Here is a 24,918-nt window from a genome sequence, read left to right as displayed (position 1 = left end):
CGATGAAGAAATTGAACGTACTATGCGCGCTATCGCTTACCCTTGTTTTGGCAGCGGGTTGCGGAACGAAGGTGGCATCGACGGATACGAATAATGCCGTCGCTACAAGTGGAGCGAATACGACAGCACCTACCAAGGCAGCTCCCAAGAAATATGAAATGAATCTGGCGACAGCCGGAGATACGAATATGACCGATTTGCAAGAAAAAAACGTGGTTGGCGAGTTTCAAAAACAGTATCCTGATTCTCAAATTCGTGTTGTCAATACAGGCGCAGGCGATGGCGGGACACAAAAAATATTTGAAAAATTGAAGGCACAAAAAGATGCCGGCAAGCAGGAGTGGGATGTCGATCTCGCCATTGTTCATCAAAGCGGTATGCAGCAATTAATTGATAACGACTTACTGGATAAATGGGTTCCGCAATCAGCTAATAAAGCTTATGTCGTTTCTCCCGATAGTAAAAACAGTTTAGGCACGAATGTGGAAGGCTACGTCATTCCTCTCTTCCACAGTCAGGTCGCCTTTGCTTATAACCCCGATAAAGTAAAGCAATTTCCTGCCAGTTTTGAAGAACTGTCCACATGGATCAAAGCCAACCCTAAGCGTTTTGGCTATAACGGTATCCTGAACGGTGCAAGCGGCGTTGCCTTCGCCACCTCCTATACATATTGGAAATCGGGCGATTACAAGACATTGAGCCAAGGTCCTTTTGATGAATCCCTGGAACAAAAATGGCCTGCAATCTTAAAAGAGCTCAAGGCATTGCCCGTAACGTACACGAATGGGAATAACGGTACGCTAGATATGCTAAACCGCGGTGAAATCGATATGGGACCGGTATGGGTCGACATGTTTAACTTATGGGTAGATGAAGGTCGAATGAATCCCAATTATGGTCTGAAAATCATTGATCCCGGCATGCCTGGTCAACCGATGTACGTAGTGATTCCGAAAAACGCCAAAAATAAAGAAGCCGCCTTGCGTTACGCCGATTTGCTCACCTCCCCTGAAATTCAGGCTAAAGTGATCGTTGAGAAAAACAGCTGGTATCCGGGTATAGACGCGAATGTCGTACTTCCAAAGGTTAGTGAAGCAGGTAAGAAGAAGTTGTTTAAAGATATTACAGCGGATGATCTGAACAAACGAGGTCAATCGATGCCGATTAATACTTATCTCACTCACTTAAAAACGGCGTATGAGAAAAACTAATCCACAACCGATGGTTATCTGGAGAAAATTTGCAGGAGTTGGCCTAGCCGCTCCTGCGATTGCCGTCGTTGCGCTGCTTTTTGTGTATCCATTTATTCTTTCCTTTATATCCAGTTTACGCTCGCAGGATGAGGTCTGGACGTTCGGCAACTATACCGAAGCTTTCTCCCTATATGGAGGCGATTTGCTTTTTACGCTTTGGGTTTGCCTCGTCAGTCTCGCTCTGCTCATCCTCTTGACTGCGATGATTGGAGGCTTTCTGCGATTAACCGCACACCCTGTTTTGGAATTCATCTTCAAGATTCCTTTGTTCGTACCGTTCGTGGTCGTCGGTCACGCCATGCGAGTATTTTTAGCACCCCATGGTACGCTAAATTCAGCGATTGCGGTAACGGGTTGGTTTAATCCCGATTCGCTTCCCTCTTTTGCGTTCACGACATTTGGCCTGATTGCCGCCTTGGTTTGGAAAAACCTCGGTTTAGCGCTTCTTTTGGTGCTAGGCGGCTTTCGCTCTGTGAATGAAAACATGCTGGAAGCAGCTCGAGGTATGGGAGCAGGCAAGTTCAAGCTGATCTGGCATTTTCTTGTTCCAATGAACAAAGGTAGCATCGGCGTTATGGCCATACTTACCTTCACCTCGATGTTGGGCTGCTTTTCCATCCCCGCCATGCTGGGGAACCCGGGCGGGCGTCAAATGCTAATGATGGATTTGTACCATCAAACCGTTTTCCAGCATAATTACGGACTAGCCAATGCAATCGGCGTTATCACTTATATGGCATCCCTTGGAGCTGCCATCTATTACTTAAAGGGGTTGTCAAAGAAATGAACACATCCAGTTCATTAGCTACTTCGAACGGTCCAGTGCGCGCCATTGCGAACAAAGTTCCATTCTCCCGCATAACGCGGCGTTTGGTGATTTATGTGCTGTCGTTTTTCTTCATCTTTGGTCCTTTGTCTAGCCTTGTTCTATGGTCGGTAGCAGAAAAATGGTTCTGGCCGCATCCGTTTCCTAGTGTATGGGGATTCAAATATTGGCATCAGGTATTCGAGGGCAAAATGCTGTCTTCTCTTGGACTCAGCTTTGTTATTGCAATTACAGTCACGCTCTTATGCCTGGTCCTAACCGTTCCTTTATCTTACTTAATCGCGCGAAATCGACTTCCGCTGAAGCATTTTATCCTCTTACTATTTTTACTGCCGCAGGCGTTTCCACAGCTTCCGGTATTTACGAATGCCATGGTATTACTTTATCGCTTCGATCTCGTTGGTACGTTGACTGGCCTTATTCTAATCCATTTGGTAGGAGCAATTGTGTTTTCAGTGTGGACCTTAGTATCTGTCTTCCAATCTGTCGCAGAATCTATGGAAGAAGCCTCTTATATGCTCGGTGGCGGAAAAGTGTATACGTTTTTTCATGTGGTGCTTCCCATGGCTTCCCCAGGCATCATCGCGGGCTCCTTATTAGTTTTTTTATATTCATTAGATGAATTTACCGGCAGCCTATTAATCGGGGCACCTTTTCATATTACGATGCCAGTCTTTATGTACAATGCGGCGAATGGTTACGAGATGCAAGTCGCCTCCGTCACGTCCGTGTTATTGATGGTGCCGGGGATCGCGCTGCTGTTTTTCCTACAGCGGTTTATGCGTTCAGAATATTTGGCTGCATTCGGGAGGGTATAGGATGGGTATCACCATTGAAGGCTTGTTCAAGCATTATGGTAAAAAAAGAGGCATCATTGATATTAATCTGCAATTTCCCAAAGGTGGATTAACGGCGATTGTAGGACCTAGCGGTTGTGGGAAAACTACGCTGTTGAGGACGCTCGCAGGATTTCTAACGGCGGATGAGGGCCGCATTTCATTCGGCCCTCGCGATGTGACACATACTTCACCGCAGCAGCGGAAGGCTGCTATGGTTTTCCAACATTATGCGCTCTGGCCGCATATGAGCGTGTTTGACAACGTCGCTTATGGGCTTAAGCTTCAAAAAATACCGGCAAAGGATCGAGAAACCCGCGTACGTGAAGTTCTGGAGCGGGTGGAGATCGATACGTCGGATATGACCTCCCGCTACCCTCAGCAGTATTCTGGCGGTCAACAACAGCGAATTGCCTTGGCGCGCGCTTTGGTCGTACAGCCTGAAGTGCTGCTGCTCGACGAACCGTTATCCAACCTGGACGCGAAAGTACGCCAACGGCTTCGCATCGGCATTCGGAGTATTCAGCAATCCTTTGGCATTACAGCCGTCTATGTAACCCATGATCAAGAAGAGGCCTTATCTATGGCCGACTATGTCATTGTTATGAACGAGGGACGCGTGGAACAGGCGGGAACACCGGAAGAAATCTACCAGCAGCCAAGTACCTATTTCACCGCTCAATTTCTTGGGGAAAGCCATACGATTTCGCTTTACTATAAGGGCAGCATACAAAAACTCGTCATTCGCTCGGGTGACGCCAAGGTAGAACCAATCCTTGAGGGTAATCAGAATAAGCGGCAGATTAGAGAAGGCCAAGAGCATGTTTGGGAAGAGGACGAGCATTTTGTGTTAGATGGTGTCATTCGTCAGTATCTCTTCATGGGATCGTATTACCGATATATGGTAGAAATTGGAGGACAACCGATATTCGTTGACGATGACCTATTTCTCGAAATGGGCCCTTGCACCGTAAAGGTGCCGAAAGCGAAGGCTTATTGGTTCAACGTGGATCATTCCTGAAACCGCGAATCTGAGGTAAGGCAATCCACAAAATAAGTATGCCGTTAGTAGGAGCACTCATCCTAACTAACGGCATTTTTTCAGTACATATTAGCTACATCCATAATTTCAATCACTTTTACTACGAGATTATTTGATTCCTACTAAAAATAATATACTAAAAGTAATCACCATCACTAAAAAAGCTCCCGTATATTTTAAATTAGTTATTTCCTTATTATGGTGAACATTTACAATTATCTTAGTAATAATAATAAATAAAATTGCAGAAAGTATAGGTGTACAATACAAAATTAGACCCACCAAACCATACATCCCCTAATATGGAACATACCTACTAAAAAATGAGTATGTGTTCCAATAAATTAGTATTGATAATCCTCTTAAAATGAGAATGTTACACCAGTATCAGTCATTTCAGTGCTGCCTAATGCACCTGAAATCGACATATTATCTGAAAAAAACAAATATAAATACCACTACATTACAAAACCTCCCATCGTATCTTTCTCTCATTAATCAATAATTCAACAAAAAGGAAATACAATCCAATTTTAATCTGATTTTCTTTTTTCGTAAATGAAAAAGGTATTTTAACAAACCTGTTACTAGAGAAATATCTGCCCCCAAGTTACAAATTGCCCGACTCTGACAAGTGAAATGAGCCTTATTCCAGAATGAGCGCTCTATTTGGCATGCTTTCTCAGGGACTCATTTAAATTAACGCTAAGCCATGCCAAAAAGACAGGAGAAGTCATGAGGACTCCCCTGTCCTTTTCATCGTAAGGCTACCCCTTACGCTGGTAAACGAGCCCGTAAACTCCAGCAACGAAAATCGCGCCGCCTAGCGCATTTCCAATATAAACCGGGATGAAATTATACAAATAATCCATCCAGGTAAATCTCCCTGCAAATATGGCCGCTGGAATGATAAACATATTTGCCACAACGTGCTGAAAGCCTAAGGCCACGAAGGCCATTGTAGGAAGCCATATGCCCGCTATTTTACCAATTCCATCCTCTGCTCCGTAGGATAACCATACAGCCAATGAAACTAACCAATTGCAGCCTATGCCTGAGACAAGCGCCAAAATGAAGGGCTCATCAAGCTTGGCATGAACAAGTTTAATCACCTTGTCTGCGTAGATGCCATGTTCAGTTAAACCAAGCAAATGCCCAAAGGCATAAGCAACACACAAGGCGCCTATGAAGTTGCCGATTGTGATAACAAGCCAATTTTGCAGAAGCGCACGCAGTGGGATTTTGCGGCAAAAGTAAGCCGCTGGTACGGCCATCATATTTCCGGTCAGCAGCTCTCCTCCGGCAAGTAACGTTAGAATAAGGCCGAGGGGGAAAAATAAAGCGCCCATCCAACCGCCTATTTCACTCCACGCTGCTGGAAAACTCGCGCTCACTCGGACATATAACAAAAAGCCGATTGAAATATAGGCGCCACCTAGAAAACCTAATGTTAGCTGACTCGTTAAGCTCAACTTTATTTTATGCAAGCCTGCTTCCACCGCGCGCTCCCAAATTATGTTTGGTTTCACGAACCCCATACGGCTTCCTCCTCACAACCCCTTTTCTTCAGTATAGGTAGTCATCACCAGAGAGGCTGTGAGAAGAATCACTGTTTAGGTACCGTTAATGAAACCGTAGTCCCTCTTCCAAGCTCTGAGCGTATAACTAAATGCCCCCCGACACTTTTCGCCCTTTCCTCCATACTGAACAGCCCAACCCCTTTGACGTTCCTGTTTCTGACGAAGCCTTTTCCCTGATCCTCGATAATCACTTCCACCTCGGATTCAGCTTCATGAACGTACACTCTCGCCTCGGAGACGTCGGCATATTTAGCAATATTTTTTAGCGCTTCTTGAATGACGCGATAAATGGTCGTTTCCACCAACGTATCCAGCCGTTTGCGCAAATTATTATCCAATTGCACGCGTATCCCGTAATGCTGCGCATAATTTTCAATATACGTGCGAATCGCTGGCACAACACCAAGATCATCCAAAACGGATGGGCGAATTTGCCAAGCCAGGCCGCGAACCTCTTCAATGATAGACGAAACGCTCTGTCTAAGCTTCATCATCTCAGGGTTCATCTCTTCACCCATTAAACGATCCATTTGAATTAATAAAGAAAACAAGCTTTGCCCGATCCCATCGTGAAGCTCACGAGAGAACTTGCTCCGCTCCTCTTCTTGGATTTGCATCACTTGCGCCATCATTAACTGTAGTTCCTCTTCCACTCTTTTTAACCGTGTTACCTCGTTTCGAATCGCCATGTATTGATAGGGGGCGCCCGTTTCGTCTATAAATGGTACGATAGTCGTATGTACCCAATAGTAGGTGCCATCTTTGGCCTTGTTTTTGATATCCCCATGCCACACCTTACCAGAGGAGATCGTCTGCCACAGCTCCTTCATGAAAGCTTTTCCATGGAAGCCTGAGTTAATAATCCGATGATCCTGTCCGATTAGCTCAGCTCGCTCATACTGAGATATTTCACAAAACTTATCGTTAACGTACACGATTTTACCATTAGGGTCAGTCGCTGCTACGATTGAAGATTCATCCAGAGCGAACTTGACATCAGATAATTGTTTAAGGGATTGCTTAAGAGCTTCACCGCTGGCAATGGAACTATCCTTATTCAAAGTTCAACAATCCTTTCTTAGCTGCATATTTCACTAGTTCAGGCCTTGTTCGCAAACCCAGCTTCTCCATCACATTGCTTTTATGTGTTTCTACCGTCTTCACACTAATGATCAACTGCTCGGCAATTTCTTTATTGGAAAAGCCCTTAGCGATGAGCGCCAAGATTTCTCGTTCTCGTTCAGTCAGAGATTCATAAGTTCCCGTATGTTCTCCATGCTTAAGCTTTTCCAAATATTCATTCATCAATCTCTTTGTTGCTGTTGGGTAAAGATATGCATTTCCCAAGGCTACGCATTGAATGGCTGTCAGCAATTCTTCATGCGGGGCGCTTTTCAAAATATATCCAGAAGCTCCTGCATGAATGGCTCGAAACAAATATTCATCGTCATCGTGCATGGTCAAGATCAGAATAGCTAAATCAGGCATTTGCCGCTTAAGCTCGTCTGTTGCTGTGAGCCCATCCATCCCTTGAGGCATATTGATATCCATTAATACGACATCAGGCTTTAGCCGCATCGCTGCGTCTATGCCTTCTCTTCCATCCGCTGCTTCACCAACAACCTCAATCTGATGCTTCCCATTAAGCAGCATCATAAGACCCGATCTAACAACCGCATGGTCATCGACAACGAGTACCTTAATCATATCTTTCCTCCCTACTTCAACCTACTGCTCTCATCATAACAAAAAAATGAATCCCCATCACGGCATTCATTTCACATGTTCATGGATTCGCTTCGCCAAACCTACAGCCAATTTCGATATAGCTGCTGTTATCTCCTCGACTTCTTCTTGTTGGAACGTGGTATGGGAGCGTTTACCGATATAAAGAATACCTTTTACCACAGTTTCTACGTAAATAGGGAAAGCCGCAGCTGCTCTAAGATGCTCTGCAAGCATGAGTGGACATTCCAGTCGCGCTCGCTCAGCGTCAGGATTCGTATCATCTACCTTCACCCATCTTCCAAAGCGCAGTACCGAGCCCGACAAGCCTTGCCCGACTTTGATCGTCATGTGTTGGTTACGGTCATTCCGATTGCCAGTTACATATGTCCAACGGAAGCGCTGATCCTGCTCGTGAAACGGAGCAAGCGCAATAAAATCGCTAGATGTCAAGCCGCGAAGTCGCTCTAGCTCCTCTTTCAATTCCTTACCTGCATCTGTCATGCTGATCACCTCCGTTTCGCATGAACACCTTGGCATCGTTTGTTAACTACCATTGTAATCTTTTCTTTGCCCTTTGTAAGTAAGGGAAAACCCTGAATTCCTTCTCAGGGTTTACATAGGGTTAATGGCAGCAATAAATCAGAGGAACTCCCGATAACCAAATGCATGAAAACCAATTATGATAGAGGTAACAGGAAATGAATGGAGGCTGAATGTGTATGATAGCTGTTATGACCACAGACAGTAAGGGGATTGCGAATTATTTTTCGGCTGAAAATTTCAATCGTTTGCAAAGTATTATGTATGCTAAACAAGTGAATAAAGGGGACTTTCTCTTTTGGGAAGGGGATGCGGCCGACAAATTATACTTCGTGCAAAAAGGTGGCGTCCGCAGTACGAAGCTTTCGGAAACCGGTAAAAACTTTATCCTCCATTTGTACCAAACAGGAGACTTGTTCGGTCAAGTGGACCCCTTTCATGATTCCGTTCACAGTGTAAGCGCGGAAGTAACAGAAGATAGTGAGATTGGCGTCATGCTGAGGAAAGATCTCGAAGTTTTATTATGGCAGCACGGTGATCTGGCGATCGAATTTATGAAGTGGATGGGGCTCATGCATCGGATGACAGAGACCAAGCTGCGCGATTTGATGATGTTTGGCAAGCCTGGCGCACTTTGCTCCCTGCTCATCCGACTGAGCAATTCTTACGGGAAAACACAAGATGGTCAAATCATGATTGACTACAAAATCAATCATACCGAAATGGCCGATATGATTGGCGCGACGCGCGAAAGCGTCAACCGTATGCTAAGCGATATGAAGAAAGCTAACGTTGTAGAAATTCAAAATGGTCATCTCTTCATCAATGATTTATCGTATTTACGCGACATTTGTCATTGTGAGAATTGCCCAGTGGACATTTGCAGAATGTAATCCGTAACCTGCTGACAAGCAAGTTGGTAAAGCAGCTCTCGTCAATAGGACCAGCCGAATGCATAGTCATCGGATATTGTGACAGGTAGTTTTCCTTTTGCCTCCAAATGTCCTAATAGCACATCAGCTAGTGCTTCTAATGTAACAGGGTGATGCTCATAACAAACAACCATACTGGATAATGTCGGCATTTTCGTAAAATCAACTGGATTGCGAACGGAAACAACGATGACCTTGTCCGAAATGGCAGTTAAAGCTTTCACGAGTTCAACTTGACCAGGATTATTTTTGACATCAAAAAGGCCCACAATGATTTGTTCATGCTTTTGTGCCGTTTCCACGAATCGGGCAATAGAATCCGTCAACGGATTCGTTTCATAGCTTTCCTCGGTAATAGTTGCGTTCATGTGCGAGGTGAAGTAAGTACCCAAAGATGCCTCGTGTGTAAACAAATTCTCTGAATGACTCGCCGCTACAATCGTCGGCCAAAGAATATACGTGCTTTGGCTTACTGCTAAAGGTAGAAGCGATGATTCGTTGCTAATGACCGTAATGCTTTCTTCTCGCAGTTGTTTAATTGCACGCAACGTTTGTTCATCCATGAGCTGTGGACGAATTTCCTCCCATGATAGCAGGGAAAGGCCTATCTTCCTTGCCTCCTTCAGCCGCAGAATCCGTTCTACGGATTGATTAATGCGCTCTTCCGATAATCGACCGCTATTCACCGCATTTTCTAGGGCTAACACAGCAGCGATTTGCATCTCGTACGTGTGGCCGGACATCACAATGTCAACGCCAGCTTCAACGGCCATTACTGCAGCATTTCCTGCTCCGTACTCCTCAGAGATGGCTCCCATTTCGATGCAATCACTTATGATCACACCATCAAATTGGAATGTTTCTCTTAACCATTTCGTTATTACTTTTTCAGACAAGGTGGAGGGAAGCTTATCCGGATCGATCGCAGGAATGACTACATGGGCGGTCATAATTGCGTCTACGCCCGCAGCTATACACTTTTGGAAAGGAACTAGCTCCACCGTACGGATGCGTTCCAAATCGTGCTTAATGATAGGCAAGGAAACGTGCGAATCCATTTCCGTATCTCCATGACCAGGGAAATGTTTGACCACCGCAGAAATGCCGCCATCCTGCAAGCCGGCTAGCGTTGCAATTCCCATCTCACTGACAATCTCCTCACGATCCCCGAATGAGCGAACATCGATGATCGGATTAAGCGGGTTACTATTAATATCTACAATGGGGGCGAAATTCATATTAATGCCAAGCAAGCTTAGTTCTTTTGCTGTGCCTTTAGCGGCTTCATACAACTTGGCAGCATTGCGGGCGGCGCCTACAGCCATACTGGCAGGCAGCTGAGAAATGCCTTCTTTGAAGCGAACGACCATACCGCCCTCTTGATCGACGCCGATACATAAGGGGATGCCCGTTGCTTCGCTAGCCAACTGCTGCAATTGCTTCGTTAAATGAAACACTTGCTCTGGCGTATCGATGTTTTTGGAAAAATAAACAAGACTTCCGACTTTATATTCCCTCAAAAGCGTTATGATTTCGGCACTAGGCGTAAAGCCTTCAAAACCGACCATCATCATTTGCCCGATCTTCTCTCTGAGTGACATGTTTACAAGCGGTATCATACTACAAATCCTTCCAATCAAACATGATTCCCATTGCGTTTAACCGATTCTCTCTTAATGAATCATAAACACTTACGGCTTCTTTGGGGCTGAATCGATGGGTGATCAGCTTCTGCACATTGATTTCTTTACGCATCATATATTCGAAAATGACTTCCGACATATCCTGTTCGGTCCATCCCTTAAAATTAGCCATCATTCTTCCGTGGATACCTAGAATCGAGACAGAATTGAAAACAACCGTTGGCCCAATGGATTGCTTAGAAGGCTCTGTGCAATCGCCTAACAAAATTACTTTGCCTAATTCTTTGGATAATTGTGTGGCATACGAGAGAACTTCATAGCCTCCGGTGACATCATAGACGGTATCCAGCAGCCTGCCCGCCGTCAAAGTCTGGATATAAGGGAGCGCTTCCGAAACCTCCATGGACAGCAAATCCGTTGCGCCATTTTCTTTGGCTAATTGTAACCGCGCATCGCTAGGCGCTATCGCAATCACTTTCCTAGCTCCAATCAACTTCGCGTATTGAATGACGAATTGCCCCAACAAGCCTGCCCCAATGACACCTACATATTCGCCTAACTGATGTTCAGCGCGTCTGAGAGCAACAAGCGTTATCTTGGCAACTTGCATAAAGGCCCCTTCATCATCGCTTATCCCTTCAGGCAGCTTCGTCACTTCGTTCACATTCATAACGAAGAATTGCATATGCCTCGCTTGACAAATAATTCGCTCACCAGGCTGAATACCTTTGACGCGTTCCCCAACTTGCAAAACTTCCGCCGTCATCGAATATCCGGGATAAAAGGGGTACTTCACCCAACTTTCCCAAGAGGTTCCTGGCTCGAAAACCCCTCTCAAGCAGGCAAGCTCCGTACCGGCGCTAATTAAAGATACAATCGCGCGGCATAGAATATCATCAGGTCCTAAAGCTGGCACTTCTTCTTCTTTCAATGCCATCTTCTCTTTATCGACAAAAACAAAATTCAGCGATTTACTCACCATAGCAGGGGACATCAGCCACATCCTTTTTCAAATTAGTTAGCTTCCAATTGCTGCAAAAGCCGTGTCATTAAGACTTCTTCCTTCTCCCTGATGTTATCTACCTCCGCAACCACTTTAGGAATGATATCAGTGCCAGGCCTTCTTATTCCGCGAATGAGGTTGTTCCTTATAACTTCCACCTTCGCAGTCAGCTCTTCAAATCCTTTCAAAAGCTCCTCATCGCGCTTCATAACGCCAATCTCTTCCATGTACTTGATACGATCTACCATCAACTTTTTGTGTTCCAACAATACGTGAATGGTTCGAAGGACTGGCCTACTCGCAAGTGAAGGATTGTTTTCCTTCAAAGCCCACAGAAACTTTTTCAAATATTCATAAACTTCAAGGCCGAAAGCCAAATCGTAAGCGTTATAGTTAATCCGGTTACAAGTGGTTTCACTAGCCAAATAATCTTTAATTTGCGAAACTACGACGGTTTTATCGAATTCATAGTGCTTGCTGTCATCAAATTTATAGAAATAAGAGTGATGATCGGCTCTTTCCTTACTAACAATCAGATTGTTCATAGACTGATAAGCCTCGAAAAAATCATCAAAAGAAAGCTCCAGCATCCTATAAATAAAGGATTGATCAAACATCGCGATTTGAAACGTTCTGGCATTCGCATCATATCCATAAAGTAGAACATGATGTGGAAAAGATGGTACAGCTTCGTTCTTATAAGTACTGCTGTGCGGAATGCGTGATTCATCCAGAAACGCCACACAATAATAACCGCTGCGAATTTGATTAACAAAGAAAGAAATAATATCATCCTGCTGCTTAAGAAAAGATAAGATATCGTAGTTGACGGAGCAGGTCAGCAAAAAGGGATTGTTATAATTCAGTTCATTGGGTATTCCTCTGTAAAAGTCAAAAAAGTATTCGATCTTGTCTTCCAAAAAATATTTCGTACAGGATAATTGAATGAAATTACTGTGATACCAAGGCAGCGTTTTCTCATAACGCGACGTAATCGACAATAGATACGCCCACCTTAAATAGCCTCTGATCGGCGGATTCATTACTGGGAGTTGAAAAGCATCCATCTGTGTTCCCTCCACTTCGCATATTCCATTCTTAACTTCCTTCTTCCCTCTGCCAGTGCTTACATCTTGAAGATACATCCCCTCTTGTTGAAAATAGGCATATCTCGTCAAAGTTTGGATGATATCCCCATCTTATACAGAAGATTTCAAAACGGACAGGCTTTATTTCCACAAAAAGGGGATAAATTCCTCTCATTTACAGGCTATGTGCCCAGCATTTGAAAAGCGTGTTAGGAAAAGAAATAGTCAAGCTCTGTGAATACTTGATCTGTGAGCGGAAACACCAAATGTTCCTCCATCGTCATATGATCATTTAATATAAAGCAGATTCACTGCCGAAAGTAATTCCAAAGGATTAGCAGCAGCCATACCCAACTTATAACCGGTAGCTGTGAGTGCCATAGACGATCCCTCCAAAGTTAACTCTTTGTTGTTGTCCTGTCCTTCCTTTGCCTACTAATCCCCATATCTATGAGGCTGCGTGCTCTGATAACTTCTTGATCCGTCGGGGTCGGACACTGCTCAAGCGGATATTCTTTCTGCATTTGCTTCCACTTATATACACCCATCCGGTGATAAGGCAGCAGTTCAATCTTCTCGACACTGCTGAGCGAACCGATCAAGACACCCAACTCCATCAAGTCGTTGTAGTCATCTGTCCAGCCTGGAACTAATACATGGCGAATCCACATGGGAATACGCTGCTCGCTGAGCGTTTCAGCGAAACGCTTGATGCGGTCATTCGGCTGCGCGGTTAACGCGAGGTGCTTCTCGGGATTGGCCTGTTTCAAGTCCAATAGGACCAGGTCCGTAACCGCAAGCAGTTCCTGTGCATGCGAGGGCTCACAGAAACCGTTCGTATCCAGAACGGTATGAAGTCCCCAGCGTTTCTTGCACTCGGCGAACAAGCGGGCAAGAAAGGGAGCCTGTAAAGTCGGCTCCCCCCCTGTTACCGTTATGCCTCCGCCTGAGCGCTGGTAATAGACTAAATAAGGCTCTATTTCCTTCATTATGTCTTCAACATCCATCTGTCGACCTGCGTTCATTTCCCACGAATCAGGATTGTGGCAGTATTTGCACTGCAGCGCACAACCCTGCATGAATAGAACAAAGCGGATGCCCGGACCGTCAACGGTACCGAAGGTGTCGAAGGAATGTATGCGTCCTTTCATCGAATCCGCGCTCCTTTCAAGATTAGCTTACATCGTCCCGTGGAAAGTTCTGTGAATAACATCAAGCTGTTGCTCGCGCGTTAATTTGATGAAATTCACGGCATAACCCGAAACTCGAATCGTGAGCTGCGGGTACTGCTCAGGATGTTCCATCGCATCAAGCAACTGTGCCCGATCAAAAACGTTAACATTCAAATGATGCCCGCCGCTTGCCATGTAACCATCAAGTAAGGAAACAAGATTAGAAATTCGAGCTTCCTCTTCCCTGCCGAGTGCTTTGGGTACAATCGAGAATGTATTCGAGATGCCATCGAGGCAATGCTCGTAAGGCAGCTTGGATACAGAAGCCAGGGAAGCCAGCGCCCCCTTGCGATCGCGGCCATGCATAGGGTTAGCGCCCGGCGCGAATGGCTCGCCAGCTTTTCTGCCATCCGGTGTGCTCCCAGTTTTCTTCCCGTAGACCACATTCGAAGTAATCGTAAGGACCGACATCGTCGGAATCGCACCACGATACGTCTTATGCTTACGAAGCTTATTCATGAAAGCTTCCGCTAATTGCGTGGCGATCACATCAACACGGTCATCATTATTCCCGTATTGAGGGTATTCGCCTTCGATCTCGAAGTCGACCGCAATCCCATTTGCGTTGCGGATTGGACGTACTTTTGCATATTTAATTGCGCTCAGCGAGTCTGCTACTACAGATAACCCGGCGATGCCACAGGCCATTGTACGTACAATTTCACGATCATGAAGCGCCAGCTCCAACCGCTCATAGCAGTATTTATCATGCATATAATGAATGACATTTAAGGTATTCATGTACAGCTTAGCCAACCATTCCATCACAGCATCGAATTTGTCGAGTACTTCCTCGTAATGCAGAACATCCCCAGTGATCGGTGTTGTTTTCGGACCTACTTGAATCCCGAGCTTTTCATCCACGCCGCCATTAATGGCATAGAGCAAAGCCTTGGCAAGATTCGCTCGAGCTCCGAAAAATTGCATTTGCTTACCGATTCGCATGGCTGAAACGCAACAGGCAATACCGTAATCATCGCCGTAGAAAGGTCTCATCAGATCATCGTTCTCGTACTGGATGGAGCTCGTCTCTGCAGAAACTTGAGCACAATACGTTTTGAAGCCCTCGGGGAGTTGAGTGGACCAAAGCACCGTCAAGTTCGGTTCTGGCGCTGGTCCCAAGTTATATAAGGTATGAAGGAATCGGAAGGAGCTCTTGGTGACGCGCGTTCGGCCATCCATCCCCATACCGCCAATCGATTCCGTTACCCATGTTGGGTCACCGCTGAACAGCTCGTTATAATCGGGCGTCCGCAGGAATTTCACGATCCGCAGCTTCATAACGAAGTGGTCGACAAGCTCTTGCGCCTGCTCTTCTGTCAGCACTCCTTCACGAATATCCCGTTCGAAATAAATGTCGAGGAAGCTGGATACACGTCCCAGACTCATTGCTGCGCCATTCTGCTCCTTAATTGCAGCTAGATAAGCGAAATACAACCACTGTACCGCTTCACGGGCATTCGCAGCAGGCTGGGAAATATCAAAACCGTACGAACGAGCCATTTGCTTCAACTCGCCCAAGCTCCTAATTTGCTCGGAAAGCTCCTCGCGTTGACGGATGACCTCTTCTGTGATCGCATCTACTTCTAGCTGTAAGAGATCTGCCTTCTTCTCTTGGATAAGACGATCCACCCCATAGAGGCTGACTCGTCTGTAGTCTCCGATAATCCTCCCCCGCCCATAAGCATCTGGAAGTCCTGTAATGATTCCTGCCTTACGGGCTGTTTTCATATCGGTTGTATAGGCATCGAACACACCCTGGTTATGCGTTTTGCGAATGTCGGTGAACAATCGCGCAATCTCTTCAGGAAGCTTGAATCCGTAAGCTTCACATGCATCAATGACCATACGAATGCCGCCAAAAGGCTGAATGGAACGCTTAAATGGTTCATCTGTTTGCAGACCAACGATTTGCTCCTGATCCTTAGCGATATATCCTGGCCCATGAGAGATGATCGACGACACGGTATTCACATCGATATCCAGAACGCCGCCATTCTCACGCTCCTTGCGAGTCAGCTCGCTGACGATTCGCCAAAGCTCTTCAGTAGCCGGGGATGGCCCTGCCAAGAAGGAGGCGTTTCCTGTGTACGGCTTAACATTCTTATCAATAAAGTCCTTCACATTGACATGCGTTTCCCAATTTCCGCCAATAAAACTTCTCCACACGCGATCCTTGATCGTTAAGCTGTCTCTATCTGCTTCTACAATAGCCATTGTGCATGCACCTCCAAAAAGTACCGTGAATAATTGCCTGCTTTGCAAAGCAATAAGTTCCCAACTCGCTATTCAAACTTTCCATAGAACGCATGACGATAAACATCAGCTAACTCTGTTACAAGCGGCATGCGTGGGTTTGCTGTTGTACACTGGTCCTCAAAGGCACGATCGGCCAAATAATCTACACGTGCTTCGAACTTCTGCGCATCAAACCCGAGATCCTGGAATTTCTCTGGAATTCCAAGGGTTTTATTCAATCGCCGAATCGCCTGAATCAAACTATTTACCCCTTCTTCCGTCGTTTTGGCTGGAAGACCGAGCGTACGGGCGATCTCTGCATACCGTTCATCCGCAACAAAGTGGTCATATTTCGGAAACGATGTGAATTTCGTCGGTTTCTGCGCATTATAACGAATCACATGCGGCATCAAAATAGCATTCGTGCGTCCGTGAGCCGTATGGTACTCACCGCCCCATTTGTGTGCTAAGCTGTGGTTAATGCCAAGGAACGCATTGGCAAAGGCCATACCTGCTATCGTCGAAGCATTATGCATTTTCTCTCTAGCAACCGGATCGCCAGTAGCGAACGACTTCTCTAAATGTTGGAATACCAACTGAATAGCTTTCATCGCCAAACCATCCGTATAATCATTAGCCATGACCGAAACATAAGCTTCAATTGCATGCGTCAGAACATCCATACCCGTATCGGCTACCGCCGTTTTCGGCAAGCTGTACACATAATCCGGGTCAATAATCGCCACATCCGGCGTCAGCTCGTAATCTGCCAGCGGATATTTCGTATTGCCCTTCTCTTTGTCCGTAATAACGGCAAAGGACGTTACTTCCGAACCTGTTCCCGATGTGGTCGGGATGGCGACGAACTTGGCTTTACGACCTAGACGCGGATATTTGTAAACCCGTTTACGAATGTCCATGAACTTCATCTTCAATGCATCGAAGCTCGTATCCGGATACTCGTAGAAGAGCCACATCGCTTTGGCTGCATCCATCGGGGAACCGCCCCCCAGCGCAATGATACAATCTGGCTGGAAGCTAGCCATGACTTGACGGCCGCGTTCAACCGTATCGACAGAAGGATCTGGCTCAACATCGGAGAACACTTCGATATAAACAGGCAGCTGCCGTTTGCGCAAATAATATTCAACCCGTTCTACGTATCCGAGCTTTACCATCATGGGATCGGTAACAATCAAGACACGAGTGATGTCCGGCATTTTCTCCAAATATTGCGTCGCGCCCTTTTCAAAATAAATCTTCGGCGGAATCTTGAACCACTGCATATTCACGGTCCGGTAAGCGATCCGTTTCACGTTAATCAGATTTACCGCACTTACATTCGACGTTGTGGAGTTATGACCGTATGAACCGCAGCCCAACGTTAAGGAAGGCAGGTTTGTGTTGTAGATATCTCCGATTGCTCCATGCGTAGATGGTGAATTGACGATGACACGTCCCGTTTGCAGCTTGGCTGAAAAAGCTTGAATGACTTGCTGATTCTGTGAATGAATCACGGATGAGTGGCCCATGCCGCCGAATTTCACGACTTCCACCGCCCTTTCGATACCTTGCTCGGCAGTTTTCACTTTGTAGCAGGCCAGAACCGGACTCAGCTTTTCAGCTGATAAGGGATAGGATTCTCCGACGCCATGCAGCTCAGCGATCAATATTTTGGTGGCAGCGGGAACTTTAATGCCAGCCATTTCTGCGATTTTCACAGCTGATTGGCCGACAATCACCGCATTAACGGCGCATTTTTCCGAATTAATGACCAATTTGGATACTGCGTCCGTTTCCTCTTTATTGAGAAAGTAACAGCCTTGATCAGTCATTAATTTTTTGGTTTCCGCGTAAATGGCCTCCTCAATGATCACCGCTTGTTCAGAAGCGCAAATCATGCCATTGTCGAATGTTTTCGATAAAATCAAATCATTAACAGCCTGCGGTAAATTCGCTGTTTTCTCAATCAAGCAAGGCACATTGCCAGGCCCTACGCCAAGCGCTGGTTTTCCAGTGCTGTAGGCTGCCTTTACCATCGAAGAACCGCCTGTTGCCAGTACAAGGGCTACATCAGGGTGATTCATGAGCAGCTGCGTCGCTTCCACGGATGGATGCTTTACCCATTGGATGCAGTGCTCAGGAGCTCCTGCTTTGACCGCTGCTTCCAGCAAGGTAGCCGCAGCGGCTGAACTGGAGTTTTGTGCTGACGGATGAAAGGCAAAAATAATCGGATTGCGTGTTTTCACAGCAATAAGCGCTTTGAACATCGTAGTGGATGTCGGGTTGGTGACTGGCGTCACACCGGCAATGATCCCCACGGGTTCTGCGACCATGCGATAGCTTTCATACACATTTTCTTCAATTACGCCTACGGTTTTGTTATTTTTAATACTGTGATAAATGTATTCGGTGGCAAACAGATTTTTCGTGATTTTGTCCTCGTAAACCCCGCGACCTGTCTCTTCGACCGCTAGCTTAGCGAGGCCCATATGTTTATCGACTCCCGCTAGTGCCATCATTTGTACAATGGTATCCACTTGAATCTGATCCAGTTCCAGATAAGCTTGCTGTGCTCGCTTAGCACGCAGGACTAACTCGTTAACTTCCTCGTAAGCCGAAATTTGAACGTTAGCTTTCGTTTCTTTTACCGCCATGTTCGCTCCACTCCTCAGTTTGTGTAATCGAGTAGCTCTTTGTTTCTGTTTTCTACTTTCAGCGTACTGTTTTCAGCCGATGGCAGCTATGATTTAAATCACAGCAAGCTTTGAATACTTTCATAATCATCCATTGTTTTGATGCTTGTAATGAAATTCATTTCCACGCCGTTTTCCTGGAAGCTTCTATCTGTAAATTCCCTCCATAAAATATGATGCAGCAGGGATGAAATGCTTGTTTCTCCTTTCTGCAAAAGCGTAACGATAGGCGCCTTACACGACCGGTCGTAAATACCATGTAAGGGATAAAGCCCCCCTTTAATCAATGGAACAACGGCATCAAAGCCGTCTTTCTTGCGGTTCAGCATGTGCGAAGCGGCCTGGTAAGAAATAAAAGGCATATCACAGCCAACCAGCCATACCGACGGATATTTAGCTAGCGATAACGCGGCATGCATCCCTCCAAGTGGGCCCTGAGAGGGGAAATAGTCTGTAATAATCCGGATGGAACGATCAAGAATAGGCAAATACGGCTTAGGGTCGTTCGTCACGACGATAAACTCCTTGCATAAAGGTCGCATACGTTCAAGCTGCCGAAGAATGAGCGGCTGCCCCTCGATTGGCAGAAGCGCTTTGAGCTCCCCTTTCATTCGGCGATTCGCGCCGCCTGCTAACACAACGCCAGTCAGCATCTTTATCACTCCTTACATTCAAACTTCATGTTACAAATAGGTAAAAAATCCCCATCTGGCAGCAAAGTGAATACGTTATCCACTGTCAACCATTCGGGGATGATAGCTAGCATGTAAGGTTAAGGTGTCTGTGTCATCTCCATTTAAGCTTCAGCTGAAAGTAATTTCTGAATTTATCGAACCCTTTGCGCACAATAGGGAGGACCCAATAATCCATGCCGAATTTCCCTGCATTCGCGCCAGCCGCAAGGATCACAAATCCAAGCAGTACCAGCCAAGGGTTCGAGCTTACAGTACCTGCGAACATGTACATGAAGTTCATCATTAAACCAAAGAATATCGCGGCTGTTGTTAGACCACCTAGCAACAAACCCAAACCTACTAATAATTCGCCCCACGGCACAATGACATTAAATATTCCCACATGCGGTAAGGCGACGTTTTTCAAAAAAGCAACATAGTTCGCGTACACCATATCCGTAGTGCCCGATTCCAGAACAGGCTTCGCTATGGCTCCCTTCAAATAACCCGAAGCATCAAAAGCCTTAGCACCCGAAATTTTGTGCCACCCTGCTACGATCCATTCATACCCTACATACAATCTAATTAGCGTCAACAGGACCGCAGCCACTTTATTTTCTCTTAGCCATTTCATCACTTTAACCATCTCCTCTCGTTGATGAGATTAGTATAGTTGATGAGCACTGGATAAGATGTGAAAAAAATCACAGCTTAAAAGTTATTCATTCTGACTTCTTATCTACCGTTATTCCATCGTCGACGTTCAGTTCGAGCTCGCGCGACTCACCTTCACCCATTTTACAATCTCCACAGACCCAGTTGGTCCCAATTACTCCATGACCGTTCGTCTTACCGCATTGCTCACACGTAATCATGCTCATTCCTCCTCATTCGCTCTTTCATGCCGAGGCATGAACCGTATTAGGCTCACTCTTAGGTGTATGCTGCCAGTCTGTCTCCTTCTCAAGCTGCCAAAGACGGTAGTAGTAGCCTCTACGACGGAGCAGTTCAAAGTGCGTCCCTCGTTCTTGGACGCAACCATCGTGCATAACGATAATCTCGTTCATGCGTTCCAAGCCTGCTAGCTTGTGCGTGATCCACAGCACAGCTTTATCTTTCAGCAGCGTATCCAAATTGCTCCTAATCGCCATTTCCGTCAATGCGTCTAACCCTGTTGACGGTTCATCGAACAGAACGGCGGGACTTTTACGCAGCAGCGCACGAGCCAAGGCTAGGCGCTGCCGCTCACCACCGGACAACAAGCTCCCCCACTCGCCAATGACGGTCTCGTATCCATGAGGGAACTGATCAATGGTTCCGTCGATTTGTGCCAAGCGAGCAGCTTCTCGCAGCTCATCCTCTGTCGCATCTGGACAGCTGAGCCTCAAATTCGCATTCACAGACGCGTTAAATAAATGAGCGTTCTGGGAGACAACGGCAAATTCCGAACGTACAAGCGACGCTGGCAGATCGCGAAGCTCCCGCCCGTTCATCCTAATAGAGCCTTCCGTATACGTACGCAGCTTCAAGAGCAGGTGCAGCAGCGTGCTTTTACCCGCCCCGCTCTCGCCGACAATAGCGGTCATCGTTCCTCGCTTCAATGTCATGGATAGGTCACGAATCGCATAAGGCTCCTCTGGGCCGTACCGGAACGAGAGTCCATGTATAGAGGTCGACCAATCGTCAGGTAAACAATCGTTCCATTCACTTGCTGCTGGCTCCAGGGGAATTTGCTCGGTTCTCTTGGTCATATCCTCCACAATCTGGCTCTCATCTGCTATTTGAAACAGCCTATTGGCCGATGAGAGTGTAAGACCCATATTCTGCAGCGCAGCCGGCAGCGGCGTAACGGCTTCAAAGCAAGCTAACGTAATCATAGCTAGCGCTGGAATCGCAACACCCTCTATCTGCCCTCTGCTGGCCAAATAGACCGAAGCTGCAAGGATTAACCACATGGACAAATGAGCAGCTCCGAGCATACCCCCGCTTGCATAGGCAGCCACCTTAAGTTGATTCGTTTGGTACACATTCGAACGAGTCTGTATCTCATCAATTTGAAGCACGCGGTTATTAGCGCTACCGAACACCGTCAAATCTTTGACACCTGCGATGAGGTCCGCTGTTTCGGCATACATCCTGCCTCTCGCTTGCATGATGGCCTCCCCATGTGATTTTGCGGATCTGGCGCTGAACCAAGGAATGCCCACTCCGGCAAACAACAGCATGCAAGCAAGGAGGATCGCTAGTTCAACATGATGGACAGCCATCACGATACAACCCAGAAGTCCGGTAAGCAAGGCAACAAGCGGAGGCGCAAGAACGCGCAAATATACATTTTGCAATTGTTCCACATCGCCAATGACCGCATGAAGCAGTTCTCCGCTTCGCCCTTTTTCTAACAGCTTCACGCCATTTGGTTCCAATCGCTCGTAAAGCCAAACACGTATCCGATGTAAAATTCGGAAGGTAAGATCATGAGAAACGAGTCGTTCTAAGTAGCGAAACACGCCTCTTGATAAGCCGAAAAATCGAACACCTACGATGGGAATCCAAAGCAATAGAACCGATTCGGGACGAAGCGCCGCTTGAGCAATGAGGTAGCCGGAGGTTCCCATCAGTCCCACATTAGCCGCAATCGTCAGACAACCTAGAAGTACAGCCAAAGCGGTCCGTCCTTTATACGGACGAACGAACTCAAGCATGCGCAGGAATGTCCCCCTGCGAATGCTTGTATCCTCTTTTCCCCTTGATGCCTGGCCAGAATCAGGCTGGCTAACCACTTCTGCGGCCTCGCCTGCTGTAGATAGATGAACTTCGAAATGGTTTTGATCTTCTTCCATTTCCCCCCTGCTGTTAGCTTCCATCATGCGAGCATATAGGCCACCAGCGGCCAATAGCTCAGCTGGCGTCCCGATTTCAGCAATTCGCCCGCTCTCCATGACAATGATGCGATCCGCGTTTTGCACCGTTTCCAGACGATGCGCAACCGTTATCGACATCCGGTCCTTCAATTGCTCATTCAGCCCCTTTCTTACGACAGCTTCATGAATGAGATCCAAGCCCGAGGTGGGCTCGTCGAGCAGCAGAATCGGAGCTTGCTTCAGCAACGCGCGAGCAATCGCGATGCGCTGCACTTGACCGCCCGAAAGACGAACGGACTCGCCCATCATCGTTTCAATGCCCTGAGGAAGCCTATCAATGAAATCGACGCCAGAAGCTAGAAGCGAGACAGTCATATCGGTTTCAACGACGTCTTGACAGCCCATGGTCAAATTATCTTTCAATGTACCATGGTAAAGCCTTGGATTTTGACTTACGATGGAAAGTTGTTCGCGCCACCACGTCATTGATAGCTCTGACAGCTCCATACCGTCGATTAGAATTCGCCCTTCTGTTGGCCGAATGAACCCTTGAAGCACGTCAAGAAGCGAACTCTTACCGGAGCCCGATGGCCCAATCACGGCTACTCGCTCTCCAGGTTCAAGCGTCAGCGTCAGATTTGAAATCGCCGCCCTATTTTCACCAGGATAGGTGAGACCAATCGCTTGAAATTCAATTTTGTAACCCTTGGGACTCGTAACCGGGTGTGGACTGCCTTCCCGCTCCATCCAACCTGGGGATTCTGTCTCCAAAATATCGAGGATGCGCGCAGCGGCAGCCATCCCATTCGTGCTCGCATGAAACTGAGTCCCTAGCGCTCGCACGGGCACATAAAACTCGGGTGTCAAAAGAAGCACTAAGAAAGCATGCTCAAATCCGATTTCTCCCGCAATCAAGCGCAAACCCAGAAATACAGCAACAATTGCTGTACTAAGGGTTGCAAACAGCTCCATAACAAACGCCGATAAAAAAGCCAGTCGCAATGTGCCCATGGTCGTTTTACGGTATTCTTCGCTGATCCGGGAAATAATTTCAATTTGTGCACGGCTGCGATTAAAAATTTGCAGTGTCGGTAATCCACGCAGAACATCTAGAAAGTGACCGCCCAGTCGGCCGAGCGTTTTAAACTGCTTTTGCGCTTTCGATTTGGCGGCCATTCCGACGAGAATCATAAATATAATGAGCAGTGGGAAGGTAATCGCCAGCACGAGCGCAGACAGCCAATCCAAGCCTGCGACAAAACAAAAGACTGCGGCAGGAATGAGCATGGACAAGGCCATCTGCGGCAAATAGCGGGCCAAATACGTTTCCAATTGTTCAACGCCTTCATACACGGTGCTTATCAGTTCTCCGCTGCGCTCGCCTTTGGCGTAGTTCGGTCCTAAGTCGGCGATTTTTTGCAACAGCCTTATACGAAGATCGCTCTTAATGCGCAGCGCCATACGGGATGACACATAGTCACTCGCCGTTTGAACTACCGCTCTCAAGCCAATCCAACCGAGAAGCACAACCAACACTGGAAACAGAGCAGCAAGCCCGAGCCCTTTCATAAATGCCCCATTGACAATCTGAGCCAAGTAGGAGGCCTCTACGATAATGAGCCCGCCTCCTGCTAGGCCAAGCACAATACAAACAGCAAATAATTTAAGCGTCCCGGGCACTTTCAATAATAGCTTCTTCATCATGCTAGTATTCCAGGTGGTCTTTCACACTGACCCGTTTGCGGAATACCCAGTACGTCCATGCCTGATAAGCGATAACCAGAGGAACTGTCGTTAGGGCGATAATCGTCATCACTTTAAGCGTATACGTATTAGAAGCCGTGTTATATATCGTAAGTGTCCATTCAGGATTCAGTGAAGAGATCATCACTCTTGGAAACAGCGACATGAACACCGTAATGGTGGACAGCGTGATCGTTAAGCCCGTCATAATGAACCCCCAACCGTCACGACCTGCCTTGAGGAAGAAGTGGACAGACAATAAGGCCATCCCCGCCATAAGCGGAACCATTCCCGGCATAATACCGTCACGGGTAAACATGTCTGTCTGGAAGTAGCACAGCAGAACAAAGAGCAGAAGCACTGCGCTTGTCCACGCCCCAAAACGTTTGGCAGCTTGGCGAGCTCGTTCACGGAGCTCCCCTTCTGTTTTGAGCGAAAGATAGAGCGCACCATGCAGTAAAAACAAGAGTACGATGCTAATCCCAGCCGTAACCGAGAAGGGTGAAATCAAATCCCAAAACGAGCCAACGTAATTCGTATTCGCATCGATCGGTACCCCCTTCATCAAATTCGCTAGCGCGACGCCCCATAGCAACGGAGGCAGCAAGCTGCCGAAAAAGATGATCCAATCCCACGTTTGACGCCACTTCGGATTCGGTAATTTGCTGCGAAACTCAAACGCAACCCCTCTTCCAATTAGGGCAATGAGCATGAGAAACAAAGCCATGTAAAATCCACTGAATAAGGTTGCGTACCAACCTGGAAATGCGGCAAACATCGCGCCGCCCGCTGTAATGAACCACACTTCGTTGCCATCCCAGACGGGGCCAATGGCATTGATAAGAACACGTCTTTCCCTATCCGTCTTGCCAAGGAACGGCGTCAGCATGCCCACGCCGAAATCAAATCCTTCCAGAAAGAAAAAGCCGACAAACAGCACCGCGATCAGTACAAACCATAAGGTTTCAAGCATAGGTGATTTCCCCTCACTTTCTTATTATTC

20 protein-coding genes are annotated in these 24,918 nt (G+C 46.8%); 5 read left to right on the top strand and 15 right to left on the bottom strand.

Annotated features, from left to right (window positions below; translation table 11 throughout):
- Nucleotides 1-2: 2 nt before the first annotated feature.
- Genes GK047_RS02360 through GK047_RS02345 form a run of 4 tightly spaced genes read left to right on the top strand, consistent with a single transcriptional unit; the run spans nucleotide 3 to nucleotide 3,936 of the window.
- The gene (locus GK047_RS02360) at nucleotides 3-1,211 is read left to right on the top strand and encodes an extracellular solute-binding protein (protein ID WP_163940704.1); all 1,209 of its coding nucleotides are present in this window, start codon (nucleotides 3-5) and stop codon (nucleotides 1,209-1,211) included.
- The gene (locus GK047_RS02355; RefSeq protein ID WP_163940702.1) at nucleotides 1,198-2,040 is read left to right on the top strand and encodes an ABC transporter permease; all 843 of its coding nucleotides are present in this window, start codon (nucleotides 1,198-1,200) and stop codon (nucleotides 2,038-2,040) included. The genes GK047_RS02360 and GK047_RS02355 overlap by 14 nt, the downstream gene beginning before the upstream one ends.
- Nucleotides 2,037-2,897 carry an ABC transporter permease gene (locus GK047_RS02350; RefSeq protein WP_163940700.1) on the top strand — a complete coding sequence of 287 codons (861 nt, stop codon included), beginning with the start codon at nucleotides 2,037-2,039 and terminating at the stop codon, nucleotides 2,895-2,897. Before GK047_RS02355 ends, GK047_RS02350 begins: the two co-directional genes overlap by 4 nt.
- Nucleotide 2,898: 1 nt before the next feature.
- Nucleotides 2,899-3,936, top strand: a complete 1,038-nt coding sequence (locus GK047_RS02345; RefSeq protein ID WP_163940698.1) for an ABC transporter ATP-binding protein — start codon at nucleotides 2,899-2,901, stop codon at nucleotides 3,934-3,936.
- 788 nt (nucleotides 3,937-4,724) lie between these two features.
- Here GK047_RS02345 and GK047_RS02340 read toward each other — a convergent pair.
- From GK047_RS02340 to GK047_RS02325, 4 genes are all read right to left on the bottom strand, one after another.
- The gene (locus GK047_RS02340; protein ID WP_163940696.1) at nucleotides 4,725-5,495 is read right to left on the bottom strand and encodes a formate/nitrite transporter family protein; all 771 of its coding nucleotides are present in this window, start codon (nucleotides 5,493-5,495) and stop codon (nucleotides 4,725-4,727) included.
- Nucleotides 5,496-5,563: 68 nt separating this feature from the next.
- Nucleotides 5,564-6,598, bottom strand: a complete 1,035-nt coding sequence (locus GK047_RS02335; protein WP_163940694.1) for a PAS domain-containing sensor histidine kinase — start codon at nucleotides 6,596-6,598, stop codon at nucleotides 5,564-5,566.
- The gene (locus tag GK047_RS02330; RefSeq protein WP_163940692.1) at nucleotides 6,591-7,244 is read right to left on the bottom strand and encodes a response regulator; all 654 of its coding nucleotides are present in this window, start codon (nucleotides 7,242-7,244) and stop codon (nucleotides 6,591-6,593) included. The genes GK047_RS02335 and GK047_RS02330 overlap by 8 nt, the downstream gene beginning before the upstream one ends.
- 66 nt (nucleotides 7,245-7,310) lie before the next feature.
- On the bottom strand, nucleotides 7,311-7,766 hold the full coding sequence (locus tag GK047_RS02325; protein WP_163940690.1) for a GAF domain-containing protein: 456 nt from the start codon (nucleotides 7,764-7,766) through the stop codon (nucleotides 7,311-7,313).
- A 218-nt stretch (nucleotides 7,767-7,984) separates the two neighbouring features.
- Between GK047_RS02325 and GK047_RS02320 the strand changes: the two genes are divergently transcribed.
- The gene (locus GK047_RS02320) at nucleotides 7,985-8,698 is read left to right on the top strand and encodes a Crp/Fnr family transcriptional regulator (RefSeq protein WP_205516219.1); all 714 of its coding nucleotides are present in this window, start codon (nucleotides 7,985-7,987) and stop codon (nucleotides 8,696-8,698) included.
- A 41-nt stretch (nucleotides 8,699-8,739) separates the two neighbouring features.
- Here the strand turns inward: GK047_RS02320 and nagZ are convergent, their stop codons facing one another.
- From nagZ to cydB, 11 genes are all read right to left on the bottom strand, one after another.
- Complete coding sequence (gene nagZ, locus GK047_RS02315; protein ID WP_163940686.1) at nucleotides 8,740-10,338, bottom strand: beta-N-acetylhexosaminidase; 1,599 nt, start codon at nucleotides 10,336-10,338, stop codon at nucleotides 8,740-8,742.
- A 19-nt stretch (nucleotides 10,339-10,357) separates the two neighbouring features.
- Entirely contained in the window at nucleotides 10,358-11,374 is a 1,017-nt protein-coding gene (locus GK047_RS02310) for a zinc-dependent alcohol dehydrogenase (RefSeq protein WP_240343739.1), read from the bottom strand.
- 20 nt (nucleotides 11,375-11,394) lie between these two features.
- Nucleotides 11,395-12,450, bottom strand: coding sequence for a hypothetical protein (locus tag GK047_RS02305; protein WP_163940681.1), 1,056 nt, complete (start codon nucleotides 12,448-12,450; stop codon nucleotides 11,395-11,397).
- A 419-nt stretch (nucleotides 12,451-12,869) separates the two neighbouring features.
- Entirely contained in the window at nucleotides 12,870-13,622 is a 753-nt protein-coding gene (gene pflA, locus GK047_RS02300; RefSeq protein WP_163940679.1) for a pyruvate formate-lyase-activating protein, read from the bottom strand.
- A 27-nt stretch (nucleotides 13,623-13,649) separates the two neighbouring features.
- Entirely contained in the window at nucleotides 13,650-15,920 is a 2,271-nt protein-coding gene (gene pflB / locus GK047_RS02295; protein ID WP_163940676.1) for a formate C-acetyltransferase, read from the bottom strand.
- Between the two features lie 68 nt (nucleotides 15,921-15,988).
- Nucleotides 15,989-18,598: a bifunctional acetaldehyde-CoA/alcohol dehydrogenase gene (gene adhE, locus GK047_RS02290; RefSeq protein WP_163940674.1), complete on the bottom strand. Its 2,610-nt coding sequence runs from the start codon at nucleotides 18,596-18,598 to the stop codon at nucleotides 15,989-15,991.
- Between the two features lie 98 nt (nucleotides 18,599-18,696).
- Nucleotides 18,697-19,290, bottom strand: a complete 594-nt coding sequence (gene mobA, locus GK047_RS02285) for a molybdenum cofactor guanylyltransferase (RefSeq protein ID WP_163940672.1) — start codon at nucleotides 19,288-19,290, stop codon at nucleotides 18,697-18,699.
- 133 nt (nucleotides 19,291-19,423) lie between these two features.
- Nucleotides 19,424-19,945 carry a DoxX family membrane protein gene (locus tag GK047_RS02280; protein WP_163943557.1) on the bottom strand — a complete coding sequence of 174 codons (522 nt, stop codon included), beginning with the start codon at nucleotides 19,943-19,945 and terminating at the stop codon, nucleotides 19,424-19,426.
- 88 nt (nucleotides 19,946-20,033) lie between these two features.
- Complete coding sequence (locus tag GK047_RS02275; RefSeq protein ID WP_163940670.1) at nucleotides 20,034-20,186, bottom strand: hypothetical protein; 153 nt, start codon at nucleotides 20,184-20,186, stop codon at nucleotides 20,034-20,036.
- 24 nt (nucleotides 20,187-20,210) lie between these two features.
- Nucleotides 20,211-23,876, bottom strand: coding sequence for a thiol reductant ABC exporter subunit CydD (cydD, locus tag GK047_RS02270; protein WP_163940668.1), 3,666 nt, complete (start codon nucleotides 23,874-23,876; stop codon nucleotides 20,211-20,213).
- A 1-nt stretch (nucleotide 23,877) separates the two neighbouring features.
- Nucleotides 23,878-24,888, bottom strand: a complete 1,011-nt coding sequence (cydB, locus tag GK047_RS02265; RefSeq protein ID WP_163940666.1) for a cytochrome d ubiquinol oxidase subunit II — start codon at nucleotides 24,886-24,888, stop codon at nucleotides 23,878-23,880.
- Between the last annotated feature and the right edge of the window lie 30 nt (nucleotides 24,889-24,918).

The sequence above is a fragment of the Paenibacillus sp. SYP-B3998 genome, assembly GCF_010820665.1.
GTDB lineage: Bacteria > Bacillota > Bacilli > Paenibacillales > NBRC-103111 > Paenibacillus_E.
The sequence above is the reverse complement of the archived record's forward strand: the minus strand, read 5'-3'. Positions and strand labels throughout refer to the sequence as shown.